At 49.2% G+C, this 16,680-nt stretch carries 11 protein-coding genes and 1 pseudogene; 4 read left to right on the forward strand and 8 right to left on the reverse strand.

Annotated elements, in window-relative coordinates; all coding sequences use genetic code 11:
- Positions 1 to 80: 80 nt before the first annotated feature.
- Positions 81 to 908 carry a helix-turn-helix transcriptional regulator gene (locus N0M98_RS09525; RefSeq protein ID WP_249862897.1) on the forward strand — a complete coding sequence of 276 codons (828 nt, stop codon included), beginning with the start codon at positions 81 to 83 and terminating at the stop codon, positions 906 to 908.
- Positions 909 to 1,044: 136 nt separating this feature from the next.
- Positions 1,045 to 1,440, forward strand: coding sequence for a VOC family protein (locus N0M98_RS09530; RefSeq protein ID WP_249862898.1), 396 nt, complete (start codon positions 1,045 to 1,047; stop codon positions 1,438 to 1,440).
- Between the two features lie 214 nt (positions 1,441 to 1,654).
- Here the strand turns inward: N0M98_RS09530 and N0M98_RS09535 are convergent, their stop codons facing one another.
- From N0M98_RS09535 to N0M98_RS09560, 6 genes are read right to left on the reverse strand one after another with little or no spacing between them, the layout of a single operon-like run.
- Positions 1,655 to 2,695, reverse strand: a complete 1,041-nt coding sequence (locus tag N0M98_RS09535; RefSeq protein WP_249862899.1) for a sensor histidine kinase — start codon at positions 2,693 to 2,695, stop codon at positions 1,655 to 1,657.
- On the reverse strand, positions 2,692 to 3,393 hold the full coding sequence (locus N0M98_RS09540) for a response regulator (RefSeq protein WP_249862900.1): 702 nt from the start codon (positions 3,391 to 3,393) through the stop codon (positions 2,692 to 2,694). Before N0M98_RS09540 ends, N0M98_RS09535 begins: the two co-directional genes overlap by 4 nt.
- Positions 3,394 to 3,416: 23 nt before the next feature.
- Positions 3,417 to 4,103 (reverse strand): ABC transporter permease, encoded by a 687-nt coding sequence (locus N0M98_RS09545; RefSeq protein ID WP_259617685.1) that lies wholly within the window; start codon positions 4,101 to 4,103, stop codon positions 3,417 to 3,419.
- Positions 4,104 to 4,115: 12 nt separating this feature from the next.
- Positions 4,116 to 4,901, reverse strand: a complete 786-nt coding sequence (locus N0M98_RS09550) for an ABC transporter permease (RefSeq protein ID WP_259617686.1) — start codon at positions 4,899 to 4,901, stop codon at positions 4,116 to 4,118.
- Positions 4,898 to 5,638 (reverse strand): ABC transporter ATP-binding protein, encoded by a 741-nt coding sequence (locus tag N0M98_RS09555; protein ID WP_259617687.1) that lies wholly within the window; start codon positions 5,636 to 5,638, stop codon positions 4,898 to 4,900. The genes N0M98_RS09550 and N0M98_RS09555 overlap by 4 nt, the downstream gene beginning before the upstream one ends.
- A complete protein-coding gene (locus N0M98_RS09560) occupies positions 5,635 to 7,125 on the reverse strand; it encodes a DUF1349 domain-containing protein (protein ID WP_259617688.1) in 1,491 nt (496 codons plus the stop codon). The genes N0M98_RS09555 and N0M98_RS09560 overlap by 4 nt, the downstream gene beginning before the upstream one ends.
- Before the next feature lie 535 nt (positions 7,126 to 7,660).
- On the opposite strand from N0M98_RS09560, the gene N0M98_RS09565 reads away from it, so the two are divergent.
- The gene (locus tag N0M98_RS09565; RefSeq protein WP_259617689.1) at positions 7,661 to 10,255 is read left to right on the forward strand and encodes a winged helix-turn-helix domain-containing protein; all 2,595 of its coding nucleotides are present in this window, start codon (positions 7,661 to 7,663) and stop codon (positions 10,253 to 10,255) included.
- A 981-nt stretch (positions 10,256 to 11,236) separates the two neighbouring features.
- Positions 11,237 to 14,857: an S-layer homology domain-containing protein gene (locus N0M98_RS09570; protein WP_259617690.1), complete on the forward strand. Its 3,621-nt coding sequence runs from the start codon at positions 11,237 to 11,239 to the stop codon at positions 14,855 to 14,857.
- Positions 14,858 to 15,084: 227 nt separating this feature from the next.
- Here the strand turns inward: N0M98_RS09570 and N0M98_RS09575 are convergent, their stop codons facing one another.
- Entirely contained in the window at positions 15,085 to 16,212 is a 1,128-nt protein-coding gene (locus tag N0M98_RS09575) for an outer membrane protein assembly factor BamE (protein ID WP_259617691.1), read from the reverse strand.
- Positions 16,213 to 16,218: 6 nt separating this feature from the next.
- Positions 16,219 to 16,647: pseudogene (locus tag N0M98_RS33845) on the reverse strand (M56 family metallopeptidase); the annotation flags it as partial.
- Positions 16,648 to 16,680 lie beyond the last annotated feature (33 nt).

The following is a 16,680-nucleotide window of genomic DNA, read 5'->3' on the forward strand; positions in this document are numbered from 1 at the left end:
CGCGAGCAGGCTTCCGGCTTCAACTAATGAAGCGTGATATATACAATCCCACCCGGCACAATGAGGAGGCTTCGACCACGATGGTCTATCGAACATACAAGCCGTCACCGCCGCTAACCTATTTCGTCCAAAACATCTGGTACTTCGCGGGCTACCGTCCGCTCGAGCCGACGGAACTGCGCATGCCTGACGGTACGGCATCCATCACCTTCCAACTAAACGGGAAGGTAGTACGGCTTGCGGACCGTGAAGCTGGCGGGGCTCTGCGCTCTTTCGGACGAGCGGTTGCGGGCGGCTCGCGATCGGAATATTTTAGGATGGATACCGGGAACGAATCGACCATGCTCGGCATTCAGTTCCAGCCCTCAGGCGCCTTGCCCTTCCTGAAGTATCCGGGGCAAGAGCTGCACAATACGCTGTTGCCGCTTGCCGATCTATGGGGCAGCGATGCGGCGGAGTTGCTGGATCGGCTGCTGGAAGCTGAGACGCCGGAGTGCATGTTCGCCGTCACGGAGCAGTTCTTGTTGAATCATCTTAATGGCTCGATGGAACGCCACCCGTCGATCGAATTCTTCCTTAGGCAGGCGGATAGCGCCGCGATCAACTCAGTTGCCGAAATTGTCGGTCAGATCGGAATGAGCCAGCGACGATTCATCGAGCTGTTCAAAATAAATTGCGGCATGACACCGAAAGCTTTCCTGCGCGTTCGCCGCTTTCAGGATGCGCTTAGATTAGCCGCTTCTCCCGGATTTCAGGGGAATTGGACGGAGGTCGCCATAGCATGCGGATATTTCGACCAGTCCCATTTTAATCATGATTTTCGCGCTTTCTCCGGGATAACCCCGGGTGAGTACCGGACCCTCCGGGGACCCTTCCGCAACCATGTGCCGATTCGGGAAGGCGGGTAAAATTTTTACAATCGATCTTGCCTCCGTATTGGTATTATGAAGGGGAACGATCCGATGACGGGGCGAGAAAAGCTGCGGATGGAGCTCCTGAGCCCGCCTTCGCTCCCCGACTTCGGACGGAATGGAGGGAAAGAGAATGAAATTGACGAATGACGGTTTTCCATCGGTACGGCCTTATTGCATTGTGGAGGGGGGAGAGCATTTTATCGCCTTCCTTGTCCGTTCTTTCGATGCGGAGGAGATGAAACGGCACCTGACGCCGTCCGGTGACAAGATCATGCATGCAGAGATTCGGATCGGGGACTCACTAATAGCAGCATCAGATGCCAGCGAGGCATGTCAGCAGGCCCCGAATACGATTCATTTGTATGTGCGGGACACGGACGACTGTTACCGTCGCGCGCTCGAAGCGGGTGCGCGTTCTCTGAATCCGCCTGCGGACAAGGAGTACGGGGAACGAAGCGCTGGGATCGTCGACCCGTTCGGGAATACATGGTTTCTGGCTACGCCGCTTGGGCCGCGCAGTGAGTAAGCGAAGATAAGACAACCCCACAAAGAGGGGCCGTTGCTTCAAGTGGCAGGCATCCGCCTCGCTGCATTCCTGTAAAAGCAGCTACACAAAAAAAGGCTGGACGAAAAATCTTGTGTTTTCTCGCCCAACCTTTTTATTTTGGGGACTTATTGGACAGCCCTTTTATTAGTGAATTGGCGCGGTAGACCTAAAGTCGAAGAGAATAATTCCCGTTCTAAACTATAGGCAGCGTAAAGCTGAAAGTTGTTACGATATTCGGAGTGCTTTCTACCCATATTGTACCGCCATGATTTTCAATTGTTTTTTTGCATATGGCAAGCCCAAGTCCTGCGCCGCCATAATGGCGAGAGCGTGATTTCTCGGCGCGGTAAAATTGCTCAAATACATACGGCAAATCCTCCGGCGATAAGCCGGAACCGTTATCTGACACCGATACGGTCAAATATCGATCATCGGCGTTTGCCAGAACGGTAATTGCTCCGTTTTCCCCGACATAACGTTTGGCATTTGCAATCAGGTTATCAAACACTTGAGATAGACTGTTTTCAGATGCAAGAATCTCAACCTTTGGGAATGGACGAACAATTTCAAACCGTATTTGGCAGTCGGTAAATTCTACCTCGTAGGGTCTAAGGATCGCTTCGAGCAATTCTTCCGAGTTTCGTCTGCATAAATTTTGGATGCCACCGCTCAGCTCGAGCCTGGAATATTGAAAGAGATTTTCAATCTGGTTATCCAGGCATTCGGTTTTGTTCTTAATGACAGCGATATACCGGCTGAATTTTTCCCGGTCACGGACAATACCGTCTTCGAGGCCCTCGACATAGCCGCGAATCGAAGAAAGTGGCGTGCGCAAATCGTGAGATATACTGGCAATGAGCTCTTTACGGGAATGTTCAAGAGCGGCTTGCCTTCTCAGGGATTCTTTAAGCTGCACTCGCATTTGCTCGAACGCCTGACAATACCTACCCATTTCATTGTTTTTCTTGTATTGGATTTCATAATCCAGGTCACCGGACATGATTTTTTCCGTTGCTTGATGAAGCTCTTCCAGAGGCTTGAGAACGCTGCGTATGATAATGCTGGAAACAATCGAGGTACAGGCAATAAGCAAGACACTCTGAGCGACGATGAGCGCTAACGCGTTTTCCACCCCGCCGCTTTTACTGCTCCCTTCAGCCAAGAACACAAGTACAGGGATAACGACCGTTGCTTCAAAAGCAAGAACCAGTTTCGTACGAATCCCAAATCTCATTTTTTACCTCCGTCAAACCGATAACCGACACCCCAAACGGTTTTAATATATTGCGGGTTTGAAAGGTTGATTTCAATTTTTTCGCGTATTTTCTTGATGTGTACCGTTACCGTGTTCAAGTCGCCAATATGGTTGAATCCCCAGACGTTCTCAATGATTTGCTCTCTGGTAAGCACCTGACCGGGATGCAAAGCCAAGAGACGTAATATTTCGAACTCTTTCGCCGTAAATTCAATGGGCTTGCCGTTCATGGCGACCGTGTAGCCTTTCAGGTCAATCTCCATCTTATTGAATCGCAGCAGTTCTTTCGGCGTTTCCGCGGACGAGAGCATATGGTAACGCCGAAGCTGTGCCTTGACCCGCGCGACAACCTCTCCGGGACTGAATGGCTTTACGATATAATCGTCGGCCCCCAGTCCCAAGCCTACAATCTTATCAACATCCGCTTTTTTGGCGCTCAGCATAATGATGGGAACATTGGATTCGGAGCGGATGGTCCGGCAGACCTCCATACCGTCAAGTACAGGGAGCATGATGTCCAATACCACCAGATTCGGCTGGTGGGTTCGGAACATTTCTACTGCTTCCTTACCGTTCGTGCTGATCATAACGCTGTACCGTTCTTCTTCCAAATAATCCTTAATGAGTTCTGCAAGCTCCACTTCATCATCGACCACCATAATTTTCATGTCTACCATAAATCGACTCCTTCCCGGGAACCTTATGTTAACAGATCTTTTTTGCAAAAAATTAGAATGCTCCCTGTATAAAATATCGTGATATAGGCGGCAATCACCGCAACATTAATTATAGCTTGTTCCCCATTAAATTGGAGAAACAGGTTTTTATAAAATACTTGCATCAGGTAAATGATGGAGTAGTACCGGAGTGTTTCGGATGCAACCAACATTTGCGAAACAAGCAAAAACCCAGCCGTACAACCGACGGTAATCGCCATATGATTGGTGAGGACGGAGATAAACAATACTAGCAGCCCAAAGCCAAGCACGGGAACCAGCGTCACCGCGCCGGATTTCAGAATCCATAGTACCTCGATTGCTCCGAAGGCATACGCGGACAAGAGCGTGAATCCCATCAAGGCAGCCGCACAGACAATAAAAGAAATCACCTTGGCATTCAAAAGCGCGATGCGATTTACGGGACGAAGCAATGACAATTTCAGCACGCCGCTTCTATATTCATCCACCCAGCTGTCCGTAAAGAAAACGACTGCACATAGCACAAATAAATACGGCAGGTTATCGAAAAGCGATATCGGGAAATACGAACCTTGTTGTGTGCCTTGCAGCGCGGCGGCTATGTCAATCGCTAGCGCCACAAGCGTGAGGAGGTACAGCTTTTTCAGATGAAAGACTTTGTAGAGTTCATTCTTGATTAAACTGCCCATACGGGTCACCTCTCAGCACAGAACATTTTTTTTCCGGAATACGGCCAATGACAGCAAATAAAAAGTCGCGATGTACGACAGATTGACCGCAACACTTAACGCTATTCCGGAATGGTTATTGTTCTTCACAAAGTAATCGCTGAAAAAAAACAGCTGATTCACGATCAAGCCATTCCTGAAATCAGAAGGAATAGCGCTTAAACCACTTAACAATTCCCCGGCTATAAAAAGAATAAACGCAACCGCAACTACAGTGACCAAATTTGTCGCGAGAGCGGCAACAAACATGCAAATCATACCGAAAGCGATAAGGGGCAGAAGGGATGCAGCATATACTTTTATCGTCAGCCAAAGCCCATCCTTGATGGAATAGGTGACGCCGTGATATACGGTGCTTCCACCCCACTCAAACGCAACCATTCCTACTGCATAGGTGATCAAAACCGAGAAAAGCGTTAATAATACGATAAAAGAAGCCATTGCGGTTATTTTGGAATGGAGAAGCCGTACCCGGCCAATCGGTCTAAGCAGGGTTAATTTGACCGTGCCTGTCTTAAATTCATCTGTGAGAATATCCGCGATATAAATCGCCGTGAAGATGAGCAAGAACTGTACGGCGTCATATTTCATTGCAATGGGGAGCGATTGCGCATTCGCAACTTCAATAACCGTTTGAAAGTTTTTACCGACGTTAAAAGAATATACAGCTATACTTCTCATCACAACAAAAACGCATAAGAAAATATACAGTTTTTTCGTCTTAAACAGCTTAAACAGCTCGTTCTGCACTAGCTTCATGCCAAATCGCCGCCTTTACCGGTTAAGTCGAAGTAAATATCTTCCAAAGATTTGCTGTTTGCTGTTTGCGTCAGCTCGTCCATCGTCGCCTCGCATAGCAGTTTGCCCTTATCGATAATACCGATGCGGTTGCAGATTTGTTCCACCTCTTGGAGCAAATGACTAGAAATGAAGAAGGTGATATTCCTCTCGGAAGCAAGTTGAACGATCATTTCTTTGATTTCCTTGATGCCTTGCGGGTCAAGCCCGTTGGTAGGTTCGTCAAGAATGATCAGCTTCGGACTGCCCAGGAGGGCGTTGGCAATACCCAGCCGTTGTTTCATCCCGAGCGAATAGGTCTTAACCTTATCCTTGGCCCGTCGGCTAAGCCTGACCATGTCCAAAACCTCATCGATCCTGTCTTTTTTTATGCCGGGTATCAGATTTGCCATTAGCTTGAGGTTGTCGTAACCGGAAAGATAGCCGTAAAAAGACGGCGATTCCACAATGGCCCCGACATTGGAAATCGCTTTTTTAAAATCGCTTCGAAGAGGATGTCCGTCGATCATAACTTCGCCTGAATCGGGAAAAATGAGCCCGGTGACAAGGCGTATTGCAGTTGTCTTTCCTTGTCCGTTACGTCCGAGGAAACCGTATATATCGCCTTTCATGACATGTAAGTTTAAACTGTCGATCATTTTTCTACCGCCAAACGACTTGGTGAGATTGCGTGTTTGTAGCAACAAATTCGAATTCATATGATATCTTCCTTTCGGCGAAAATAAAATGCAGTCAGACCGACAGCAAGCACAGTATATCCGCAGAGCACAGAGAGGCCGGCCCACGGCGCCAACGGGTAGTACCCGAATTGCGGTATATAGGGACCGATTACCTGCGGATATTGAGGAATACTCTGAAGGATAGAGAACCCGGCGGCCGGGGTAAGCTGCAAAAGCGACTTGGCTACATCTCCCAGACGGGTGGGCAAGAGATTAGCAATGATGTATGGAAGGGCAACCCCCGTGATACTGATCGTCACAGCCCATACACGTTTTCTGAACAAGACGGCGAGTGTAAAGGCAAAAATAGCGGCAAAGGCAAAAAGTAAAGCGGTGCCCAGTATGATCCGCACTTCAGTAAGGAGGCTAACCGGCAGGACGCGGCTTCCATTTGAGAGTAGAATTTGTTTGCAGATCACAACTGCAGCAATCGCCGCTAACAATCCGATAACGAAGGATACGATGCCGATCACGCAAGCTTTTGCCGCCAGGGCTCGAGCTAACCCTAATCTTGCATTTTCGGTTGTGAGAAAAAGCACTGCCACAATCATCACTGCGATTAGTCCTGCGAATGTTCCCATAAGGGAGCGTTCAACCGGCCAGCCATCTACCGCCCCAAGGGGTGCAATGTCTCCGTTGCCGTTTATGGTAAACGAGCCATCAGATTCGTTGCTGCTGCCGTATAATATGGGGTTCCCCAATCCTTTCTCTGCGCCAAAATCATCATTGCTCCATGTGCTGCTCAAACCGTCCCCCTGAACGATCACATGATCAATAACAGCGGTGGCGCTGGCAAAACGATTGGCACCGTCATCCAGTGTCACATTTCCTGGGGATGTAACGAATAGACCGATCTCTGCCGTGGAAGAAAATCCAATTAAATGCGCCGTATCCACCTTCGTCCATTGCGTTCCGTCCATCGATTCGTAACCGGTGATGACATCGCCGGAACGTGTGAGCCGCAGCCATCGAGGGGATTCCGGACTGACATTGCCAGGAACCCCCGCCGTATCATGGATGAAGTTATACTGCATCCGAACGCCCTGTTTGCCGGTAACCATCATCGCGGCATAAGGCGATCCATGCTTGAGGCCATCCTTGATAAGGATACCTGCTTTGGCCCATGGAACGACACCATAGACCATGTACTCATCATGGTTTGGCGGCGGATAAGTAATGACACCCGTTAACGAGGTTACCCGTACTGTAATGCTGCCATCCCCGATAAGCGGCTTATGCACGAAATAGAACTTATCCGACACCGCTTCGCCATTCGGACCAATCGGAATCGTCTCGCCTTGATTCTTCATCATTGTCGAAAGGAAAAGCCCGGGAAGCACGGTGAGCAGCAATGCAATCAAGATCCCGGCCACTAAGCCGCGTGCTTTTCGAAATTTTGTCCACTCCTTTCGAAGTAATTGAAGGAAACTATCAATTCTTGTGTGTATTGCATTTTCAGTCAACATAACGGTTTCTCCTTGTCCCCAGAATAACGGTCAAGATGTTTCTTCACCTTTCTTGAAGTATCCAGGATAAAAATAAAACGCTGCATTGCAAAAAATAAACAATCGATGGTGAAATGATTAAAAATTGATAAACACGAAATCTCGAGCACCGTCAATGTCGACGGTAGGTAGGGGCTGGTTCTATTGTCGTTCTCTCTTAGACTCTCTCAAACTTCTAAGAATGAACTAGCTCTTGAATCTGTCCTTGCGACGATTCAGGAGCTTTTTGCATTATGGGGATTTGTAAAATGTAAGTAACAAGCTCGCACAACAGTGACGAAGATCATGGAAGCGACTTTGTCTAAGCATGTGCTTCTTGGGAACACGGCTTGTTTGAAACAGAAATAGCCGCAAATACTTTGCATGTTTACGTATGGAAGCAGGCATTTCGCAGCTCTTTGTCGAATGGATATTATGGTGTTCCTCGTTAGTAGAGGAGGTTCCATTTGCCTTTGTTGGAAGGTAAAAAAAGCGTTCTTTGTGAAGGATGAATCCTATGTATCTTGAAAACAATCCTATTATTTTATCCAAATTAAATATTCCGGCGCCTATCTCGCAAATCGTGCCACGTGCCCGTTTGATTGCCCAAATGAACGAGGGCTTGCAGCGGCGGGCGACATTTGTCACGGCGCCCGCCGGCTATGGCAAAACGACGCTGGCGACCGCTTGGGCAAGGCTGTTAACCGTACCGGTAGCGTGGCTGTCGCTCGATGCGAAAGATAACGATCCGGTTCGATTTTGGCACTATGTAAGCAAAGCCATAGAACAAGCTCTCGGCGGTTTATCCGCTACGAGCCAGTCTGCAGCCGCGACCTTGAGCCCTGGGCATTACGAGACATTCCTCGCTGCTTTGATTAATGATTTGAATGGTTTAAAGAAGCGGCTCGTACTGGTGTTTGACGATTGGCATGAAATATGGGACAACCATATTCTCTCGTCCGTCTCTTTTTTTCTAGAGTATTTGCCGCCGCTTGTACATATTTGTTTTGTAAGCCGGACGTATCCCCATTGGGCCAAAGCGAGATGGAGCAGCCGGGACTGGACGAATGAATTCCAAATCGATCACTTGCGCTTCGATCTTTGTGAGACGATGGATTTTTTTCGAATATGCACGGAGCGCGAAATGCCCAGAGAACAGGTAGAACGAATTTGGGATCGAACGGAAGGATGGGTAACGGGATTAAAGCTCGCTGCTTTGTCCATGCGGTATCGTGAGAAAGAACCGGATTTTAGCGGCAAACTGTCAGGAGACAGCGGCAAGGTCGAACAATATTTACTGGAGGAAGTTTTTTCTGCTCTGGACGACGCCACCCAGAAATTTCTGATGAATGCCTCCATTCTTGAAAAAATGAATGGGCCGCTATGCGAAATGTTATCAGGGGAGACGGGCAGCGCGAGGAAATTGGCGGAGTTGGCGAGCGCCAATCTTTTTCTTGTTCCCTTGGATGAACAGGGGGATTGGTACCGGTTCCACCCGTTGTTTGGAGATTTTTTGAAAAAGCAGCAGAAGCGTCACGATCCAAGCCGAACGAAGGATTTGTATCGTATTGCAGCCTCATGGTACGAGACGCAAGGCTTTGCCGAAGATGCGACCGATTATTACTTAGCTGGGCAGCATTATACGGAAGCATTGCGCTTGCTCGAACAGATGAGGGCTCTGATGATTCGCAGAGAGTTTTCCACGCTGAGGGTATGGCTGGCGGCGATACCCGAATCGCTTCTCCAAGAACATCATTACCTATTCTTCTCCTACATTTACTCGTTGCTGTGGGACCATAAACCCGATCAGGCCGAAAAATATTTACAGCTTGCGGAACAATATTATGCGTCGTCTTCGGCCGACTGGGCGCCAGAAGACAAGCGGCGTTATTTAGGCAACCTTTATTATGTAAGGAATTTCAAGGCTACCCAGTATGAAATGGATGTGGTGAAAGGGTTGGAATATATCCGTCTATCGCTGCAACACAATCCATCCGGTACGGATCTTATTTTTGCTTCTACGCAGATGCCGTTATTTCCTTCCATTTACCGATCCTATAACGGCAAACGCGGCAGGCATCTGCCCAGAGATCTGGCGGAACCGTTCTTCCTTAGCATGATCGACTTTATGGCAACGATGGGTTTACAGGAGCCTGTTACTGTATGCTACGGTGAATTGCTGTACGAACGCAACGAATTGGACAAAGCGCTGCAATACTTGCAGGCAGGACTCCCAGAACGTATTCGGATCACTTATCAGCCGGAGAAGGTATACGTTCCGGCTTGCCTGTTCTTGTCGCGAATAAGTAAAGCCAGGCAAGATTACGCACAGGCGGCGAAATGGCTGGAGAAAGCAAGACAACATGCTTTGGAGGATCATGCGGAAGCCGCGCTCATTCTCCTCGACATAGAAAGCGCCGCTTTGCGCCTGGACCTGGGAGATTCGTCTGCGGCCGATGAATGGTTGGCTACGTATCGGGTAGCGCCTGATGATCCCGTGTCCGTGCATCAACTGTTCATCTACGTTTTTCTCATGAGAATATTAATCGAGAGCGGACAGAATAGGGAGGCATGGTCTTTATCGGAGAAATTGCTCGCCGTCGCGCTCAAAGATCATCGCCCGATGGACGCTTTGGATATTCAGGTGCTGCAAGCGCTCATTCTGCGGCGCATGAACAGGCCGGAGCAAGCGGTGCTGAGGCTGGAAGAGGCGCTTCAGTACGCGGAACCTGATGATTATATCCGCGTATTCGTCGACAAAGGAAAGCCGGTTGCAGAGATGTTGACGGAGTACGTCCATTTGCGTCAGAAGGGAAACATCCGGGAAAAACGCATGCCCTCGCTCGCTTACGTGCGCCGGATATTGTCCTGCTATGGCGGCGGGGTTGCTTCGTCTCTTCCAGCAGATGTCGCATTGGAGACGCTTCTGACCAAGCGGGAGCTGGAGATTTACCGCTGCATGGAAGAAGGACTGGATAATGTCGCGATCACGGAAGCGCTTGGCATCGGGATAGGAACCGTAAAAACGCATATCAATCATATCTATAGCAAGCTTCAAGTGACCAACCGGGTAGAAGCGATCATACTGGGGAAAAAAATGCAAGGCTCATGACGTTTTATGCAAATGCGACCCGCCGTTGTGGCGGGTCTTTGTTGTGTGTTTTTTTCTATAACCGGTTCTATAACCGGGGTTAGATTCCATCGTTCACCGAATCATATATACTCCATTTATATCGGACACATTTCGAGAGAATGGGATACTTTCAATGATGAATGAGCAGCCGTGTGTCGAAGTTTCCCTAATAATCGAGACTCCTCCATGATCGGATTGCTTATCTAGTTCTTCTAGGTCATAAAACCAACACTATCGTTTTTTGTGAACCATTTGCCGGAAACCGTCCATCTTTGCATCAGTCGTACATACCCCGAATTTGATGTATCCTGGCTGGAAAGTGCTGGGAAGGTGGTCTCCGTTCTTTTAGATGTGCTTCGGTTAAATGAATGGGAAGGAAGGATGGTTTACCGGAACCGTATGCTCCTAGAATGGGATGATATGGTGATTACGGAGCTGGTACGCAAGTCAAAATGGTGGATTGCCGCTCTCAAGCCGGCCGTCCCAGCCATGCACCAAAACTATGATACGAGGGGGATTGCATTGAAGACCGGGAAACGAAAACTTGTCAAAACCATTATTTTCGCCATCGTGATGGTATCCATGCTATTTTCTAATTTTTCCTTTGATCATCCATTTGCTTGGGCCTATGACAGTGCGAAAAACGCTGTACACGCCAGCGCATACACGGTTCCTTCAGGCGAGCCTGTTACGCTCTTCGCGGTAAGCGATCGGATAGGGGAACCGGGTGTGGAAACCGGGGATAAAAAAGACATCCCGACACACTTGGATTGTTACACATGTGACCCTCAATTAGTTAACGAGGCATATCGGCAATCTCAAGCTCCCGTTACAGATGGAGACGAGCGGTATGTTCCGATAAGCCGAGCGACGGATGAAGCTTCGGGTTCGTTCCATAATAACGGCGCCAGATCCACCGCTACGTATACGCCAACAACTATAGGCCTCGATAACGTAACTATGGGGTTTGACAAACAACAATGGGTTGCAGGTCAATGGACGGATGTGAATAAAGGCCAGGATGCCAAACCGATTACCGGATTGACGAACGGAACGAACTATGCGGTTGCAGTCAAGGCTGTCGATGCAGCAGGAAATGCCAGCGATTTCTCTAATGCAGCCACGGCGGCACCGGGAGCATCAAGTGATGGAGGATTTGCCGGAGGCAGCGGGACGCCGCAAGACCCGTGGTTAGTCACGACGCCGGGACAGTTGAATGCGATCCGCGACAATCTGTCGGGCCATTACAAGCTGGGCAACGACATCGATCTGACCCTAGAGACAGGAGATCCGCTTGGGCAATTTTATGATGGAGGCCAGGGCTGGGAGCCGATCGGTACGGAGAGTCAACGTTTTACCGGTACATTCGACGGCGATGGGCATAAGGTCATCGGGCTCTCTATCAATCGCTCTTCGGAAGCGGAAATCGGACTGTTCGGTTCTGTCGGCAACGGCGGTGCTGTTCGCAATGTGGGACTGAAGGACGGCTCCGTCAGAGGCGGTGACTATACTGGCGGGCTGGTGGGATATAACGTTAACGGTACGATAGAGAATACTTATTCGACGGTGAGCGTGAACGGCAACGAAAAGGTCGGCGGATTGGTAGGACAAAATGACAACCGCGGCTTGGTGAAGCAGTCATATGCCATCGGTAACGTCACCGGTCTAGGTACCGTCGGCGGACTGGTGGGACGCAATGACAACTCAAGTACGGTGAGCCAATCTTACGCCACCGGTTCCGTGAATGGCCAGTACGAAGTTGGCGGACTCGTGGGCAGGCATTATGGCAGCATCGGTTATTCTTACGCCGTTGGCCGCGTGACGGGAGGCACGGATGTCGGAGGGCTGGTTGGAAGGTCTTTCGGACCCACGATAACCTCCAGCTTTTATAATAGCGAAACGACCGGACAATCCGGCACTGGAACTTCCAAAACGACCGCCGAGATGCGAACCAAATCCACCTTTACAATGGCCGGTTGGGATTTCGATCATGTATGGGGTATGAATTCGTTGATCAACAATGGGTATCCGGTTTTGGTACCGCCTTACATCGTTACCTACGACGAGAACGGGGCGACCGAGGGAAGCGTGCCGAAGGACGGCCGGACGTATAAACCGGATGAATCCGTTACGGTACAAGGCAATTCGGGGAATTTGGCGAGAGAAGGCTACTCGTTCGTCGGGTGGAGTCTTACCTCCGACGGCAGCGGAGCAAGTTATGTTGAGGAGAACATCTTTACGATGGGATCGTCCAACGTGACGCTGTTCGCGAAGTGGACGCCAAACGGCACGATCGATCCGACGACGGGGAGCTTTGACAAGTATGCGCCTGCCGATGTGACAACGACGTTGGCGGTATATGGGAACACGCTGATCGGCATCCGCAATGACGATAAGGTCTTAAGCGAGACCGCCGATTATACCGTATTGGGGAATACGGTAACGATCAAGAAGGAGTATTTGACGACCCAGCCGGTAGGCGAGGCGGAGCTGACGTTCACCTTCAGCGCGGGGCCTGCACAGACGCTGAAGATTACCGTCACGGATACGACTCCGCCGCCAACAGCTCCGCCAGCACCCACCGGTTTACAGGCTGCCGCCGGGGAAGGGAAAGTCAATCTGACATGGGAAGCGGTTGAAGGGGCGGAATCCTACAGGGTGTTCAAGTATGAAGGCGCGGAAGCGCCAGCCGATTCTGGCGAATGGACTCTTATCAATGATCATGAGCAGACAGAACCTGCTTATCTGGTTGACAATTTGGCTGCCGGAAAACAATATTGGTTTGCGGCAGCTGCCGTAAGAAGCGGGAAAGAAAGCGGACTTTCGGAGCCTGCATCTGCAATGCCCTATACGACTGTAACGGAGGTCGTGCCTCATGAGGACATCAAGGTTGGCAAAGGCATCGCCCTGGAGCTGCTAAAGAATCGTTTTCCGGAGAAAGTCCAAGTTCATGTAAAGAGCTTGCTTTCCCTCGATTTGAACGTGGATTGGGATTTGGAGCATACCGACTATAATCCGGATCAAGCGGGGACCTATAAGGTGACCGGCCAATTGCAATTACCGGCATATGTTCGTAACCCGCAATCCTTGCAAGTGGAGCTGTCTGTTCTCGTGCTCGCGAATGCAAATGCGCGATTAAGCGGCATTTACCTGGACGATGAGCCTCTGCAAGGGTTTCTTCCCGACCTCTTCACCTATACCATCGAGGTTCCTTATGAAACGGAGCGAGTGACGGTTACGGCGGCAACTTACGATGCAGCGGCCACCTATGAAGTGTTTGGCGGCAATCTTCAATTGCTTAAGGTTGGGCATAATTCGATGAACATCCTTGTCACAGCAGAAGATCAGAAGGAACAAACAACTTACATAATCAACGTAGACCGCAAACCGGATACCGAACCGCCGCAATGGCCGGAGGGCAGCGAGCTGATCGTTTCGGACATCACGAGAAATAGCGTGAAGCTGTCCTGGCCAACGGCGACGGATAACTTGGGAGTGGCGGGCTACCTGATCGATGTCGATGGAAAGGAGCGTACGACGGTAAGCGGGAACGTATACGCAACTATCGTCGACAGCCTGACGGCCAATACGATGTACACGTTCAAAGTCACGGCTTATGACGCGGCGGCTAACGAAGGTGCGCCACTAAGCAGGCAAGCAATGACAGTCCGATCTTCGAAAAGAGGCGGCGGTTCCGGAGGCAGTAGTTCCGAAGAAGAGCGGGAGTTATCCAGTAACGCTGACCTGGAAGAGTTGCAGGTATGGTATAAGGATAAGAAGCTGGAACTCAGCCCATCGTTTGCTGCCGATACGACGAGTTATACAGCCCGAACGGAGGCCGGGCAGGTCGAAATTGCGGCAAAACCGGCGTACTTCGCGGCGAAAGTGATGTTAAAGGATAAGTTGTTCACGGACAGAACCAAGGTAGATCTGGAGGAAGGCGACAATAAGCTGCTGTTGATCGTAGAGGCGGAGAATGGAAGCAAGAAGGAGTATACGCTGACCGTTCGCCGCGAAACACCACAGACATCGGAACCGATCGTCCATTTTACCGACATCGCCGGACACTGGGCGGAGAGCGACATCAAACGCGCCGCGGCGAAAGGCATCGTCAGTGGTTATCCGGAAGGAGCATTCAAACCGAGTGATCCCGTCACCCGCGCCGAGTTTACGGTTATGCTGGCAGGTGCTATAAAACTGGATGGACAAGGGGCCACGCTGACATTCGCCGATCAAAATCAAATCGGTGAATGGGCAAAGCAGGCGATTGCACGGGCGGTGGAATCGGGTATTGTAAATGGATATGCCGACGGCAGCTTCCGTTCGAATGACCCCATTACCCGTGCTGAGATGGCAGTCATGATCGCCCGGGCGCTCAAGCTACAAAATGGCGCCCATGCATCGACCGGCTTTGCTGACGACGAGGCAATTCCGCAATGGGCAAAAGGCGCGACAGAAGCGATTCGTGAGCTCGGCATCGTGGATGGCCGCGGCCAGAACCGGTTTGTACCGAATGAAAATGCGACGCGAGTGGAAGCGGCGATCATGCTGCTACGAATGCTCGATCACAAGGAAGATTAATAATGGGATGAATGCCTGTGGGGGAGAAAAAACCTTTTTCGAATTGCGCCTGGGCCGACAAAATCCTTGAACTGAGGGTTGGAAGGAAGATCATTACATGGCAAGTGGGGATACCCGCCCGGGCCCGAAATTAAACCGAGTTCTCAACGCATCAGATCGGGCAGAGAAAGAAGTGGCATTGTAATCTAAAATAGAAGGAGGCTGTAGCCAGGCTACAGCCTCCTTCTTTATTTTTCGGGATCAATGAGCCAACTGGTAAGATAAAAATGACCGATTTGACCATCTTCCCCAACAGCAAATCCCAACGAAGGATAATAGAACCCTTCTTCTAATCGAGTTCCGTTTAACCAGTATGTTGTAGAATTTTCTGGGGAAGGTTTGCTTTGGGCAACATCCGGGTAAGCGGAGAGCAGCTCCTGAACACTGCTTCCAATTCCAATGTTCTTATTTGTTTTTAACCCTGATGGATTATTGATTTGAATCTCATCGACGCCTCCAACAGGTTCTTTTTCGCCATGACGATAAAAGCTGATATAAGCATTTTCATGCTCATAATACCACATAATATCTGGGGTGCCCCCTCCGCCATTTCGAATCTTACTCGGTTCACCCAAAAGTCTCCGCACTTGATCTTGACTGTCCCCAATGTGTATACCGCCAATCGAAGTGTTTGCTTTAGTTACCGGCCCTTTACCGGCCAGTTTGCCGTTGGCGACAATTCTAGGGATTACTTCTTTTTGGGCATCCAAAGAAGCGGAATCGTGGGTGATAACAATTTGTGCAACTTTTTCATTTGACATAGCAAACTGAATTGAATATTTTCCATCTGTGGAAGTCTGAATATAGGATTCTCCTGGAGTAATATCGGGATAAGCTTTTAACACTTCTGAGGCAGAACTGCCAATGTGAATACCTCGTGGCGTACTTCCCTCAAAAGAACCAAAAACGGTGATATTCCATATGGGTCCTCCAAAATCAATGGCTAAACCTTGCTTTTCAAAAATCCAGTAGGGTGTGCCTATCCCGTGAGCAGTTGTTTTCTCGCTGGGTTGGCCATAGTTTTTAACAACGTCATTCATATCACCGTCAATTTCAATACTGCCTATTGTTAAGTCAGCATTGCTTAATGGTTTTGCTTGCGATAGTGAACCCATTCGTTCCTCTTCATTTTTTTGAAAATCGTTGACGTTCAAGGTTTCTTGATCTTTTTGCATCGATGTACTTAAATCTGTTGTAGCTTTATCCTCTTGAGATAATGATTTGGCATTCGTCAAGACAGCGCCCCCAAGGACAAATATAAGTATCAGGCCAAAGGCTGACCATCGATAGCTTTTTTTTGAGAACTGCTTAATCATGATCATCCTCTTTTTTAATTTGGACTTACTTGATGAGAAGGGAGTCATCCCAATTGTCCGATACGAAGACGAGTAAGATTCTAATACTTGAATAATGGTATGTCCGTAATCTCGAATTTTGTCAGGTTCGACGAAAGTCAAAGCCAATGCATCGCAAGCTAACTCCTGATCTTCCCTCATACGAGTATAAGCGTACCATAATAAGGGGTTGAACCAGTGGATAGCGAGCAAACCAAAAAAGAACCAGTTGAATGCAATATCTTTTCGGCGATGATGCGCTAATTCATGATAAAAAATGTACCTTAACTCATCCAACTGGAAGGTTGATACGGCTCCCGCAGGCATTAATAATTTGGTGCGAAACAAACCAAATAAAGTTGGCCCGGAGACGGCGTTGGTTTCAATGAGCGGAATCCTTGATTTTACACCTTCGATTTTTTAAAAGCCATTTGAGAAGGAGTAGAAGTA

It is taken from the genome of Paenibacillus doosanensis, from assembly GCF_025060755.1.
Taxonomy (GTDB): Bacteria; Bacillota; Bacilli; order Paenibacillales; family NBRC-103111; genus Paenibacillus_S; species Paenibacillus_S doosanensis.

Excerpts from the sequence above, each read along its gene's own strand:
- N0M98_RS09545 (WP_259617685.1), bottom strand. The coding sequence starts at position 4,103 with ATGGGCAGTTTAATCAAGAATGAACTCTACAAAGTCTTTCATCTGAAA.
- N0M98_RS09540 (WP_249862900.1), bottom strand. The coding sequence starts at position 3,393 with ATGGTAGACATGAAAATTATGGTGGTCGATGATGAAGTGGAGCTTGCA.
- N0M98_RS09560 (WP_259617688.1), bottom strand. The coding sequence starts at position 7,125 with ATGTTGACTGAAAATGCAATACACACAAGAATTGATAGTTTCCTTCAA.
- N0M98_RS09570 (WP_259617690.1), top strand. The coding sequence starts at position 11,237 with ATGGGGTTTGACAAACAACAATGGGTTGCAGGTCAATGGACGGATGTG.
- N0M98_RS09525 (WP_249862897.1), top strand. The coding sequence starts at position 81 with ATGGTCTATCGAACATACAAGCCGTCACCGCCGCTAACCTATTTCGTC.
- N0M98_RS09550 (WP_259617686.1), bottom strand. The coding sequence starts at position 4,901 with ATGAAGCTAGTGCAGAACGAGCTGTTTAAGCTGTTTAAGACGAAAAAA.
- N0M98_RS09565 (WP_259617689.1), top strand. The coding sequence starts at position 7,661 with ATGTATCTTGAAAACAATCCTATTATTTTATCCAAATTAAATATTCCG.
- N0M98_RS09555 (WP_259617687.1), bottom strand. The coding sequence starts at position 5,638 with ATGAATTCGAATTTGTTGCTACAAACACGCAATCTCACCAAGTCGTTT.
- N0M98_RS09530 (WP_249862898.1), top strand. The coding sequence starts at position 1,045 with ATGAAATTGACGAATGACGGTTTTCCATCGGTACGGCCTTATTGCATT.
- N0M98_RS09535 (WP_249862899.1), bottom strand. The coding sequence starts at position 2,695 with ATGAGATTTGGGATTCGTACGAAACTGGTTCTTGCTTTTGAAGCAACG.
- N0M98_RS09575 (WP_259617691.1), bottom strand. The coding sequence starts at position 16,212 with ATGATTAAGCAGTTCTCAAAAAAAAGCTATCGATGGTCAGCCTTTGGC.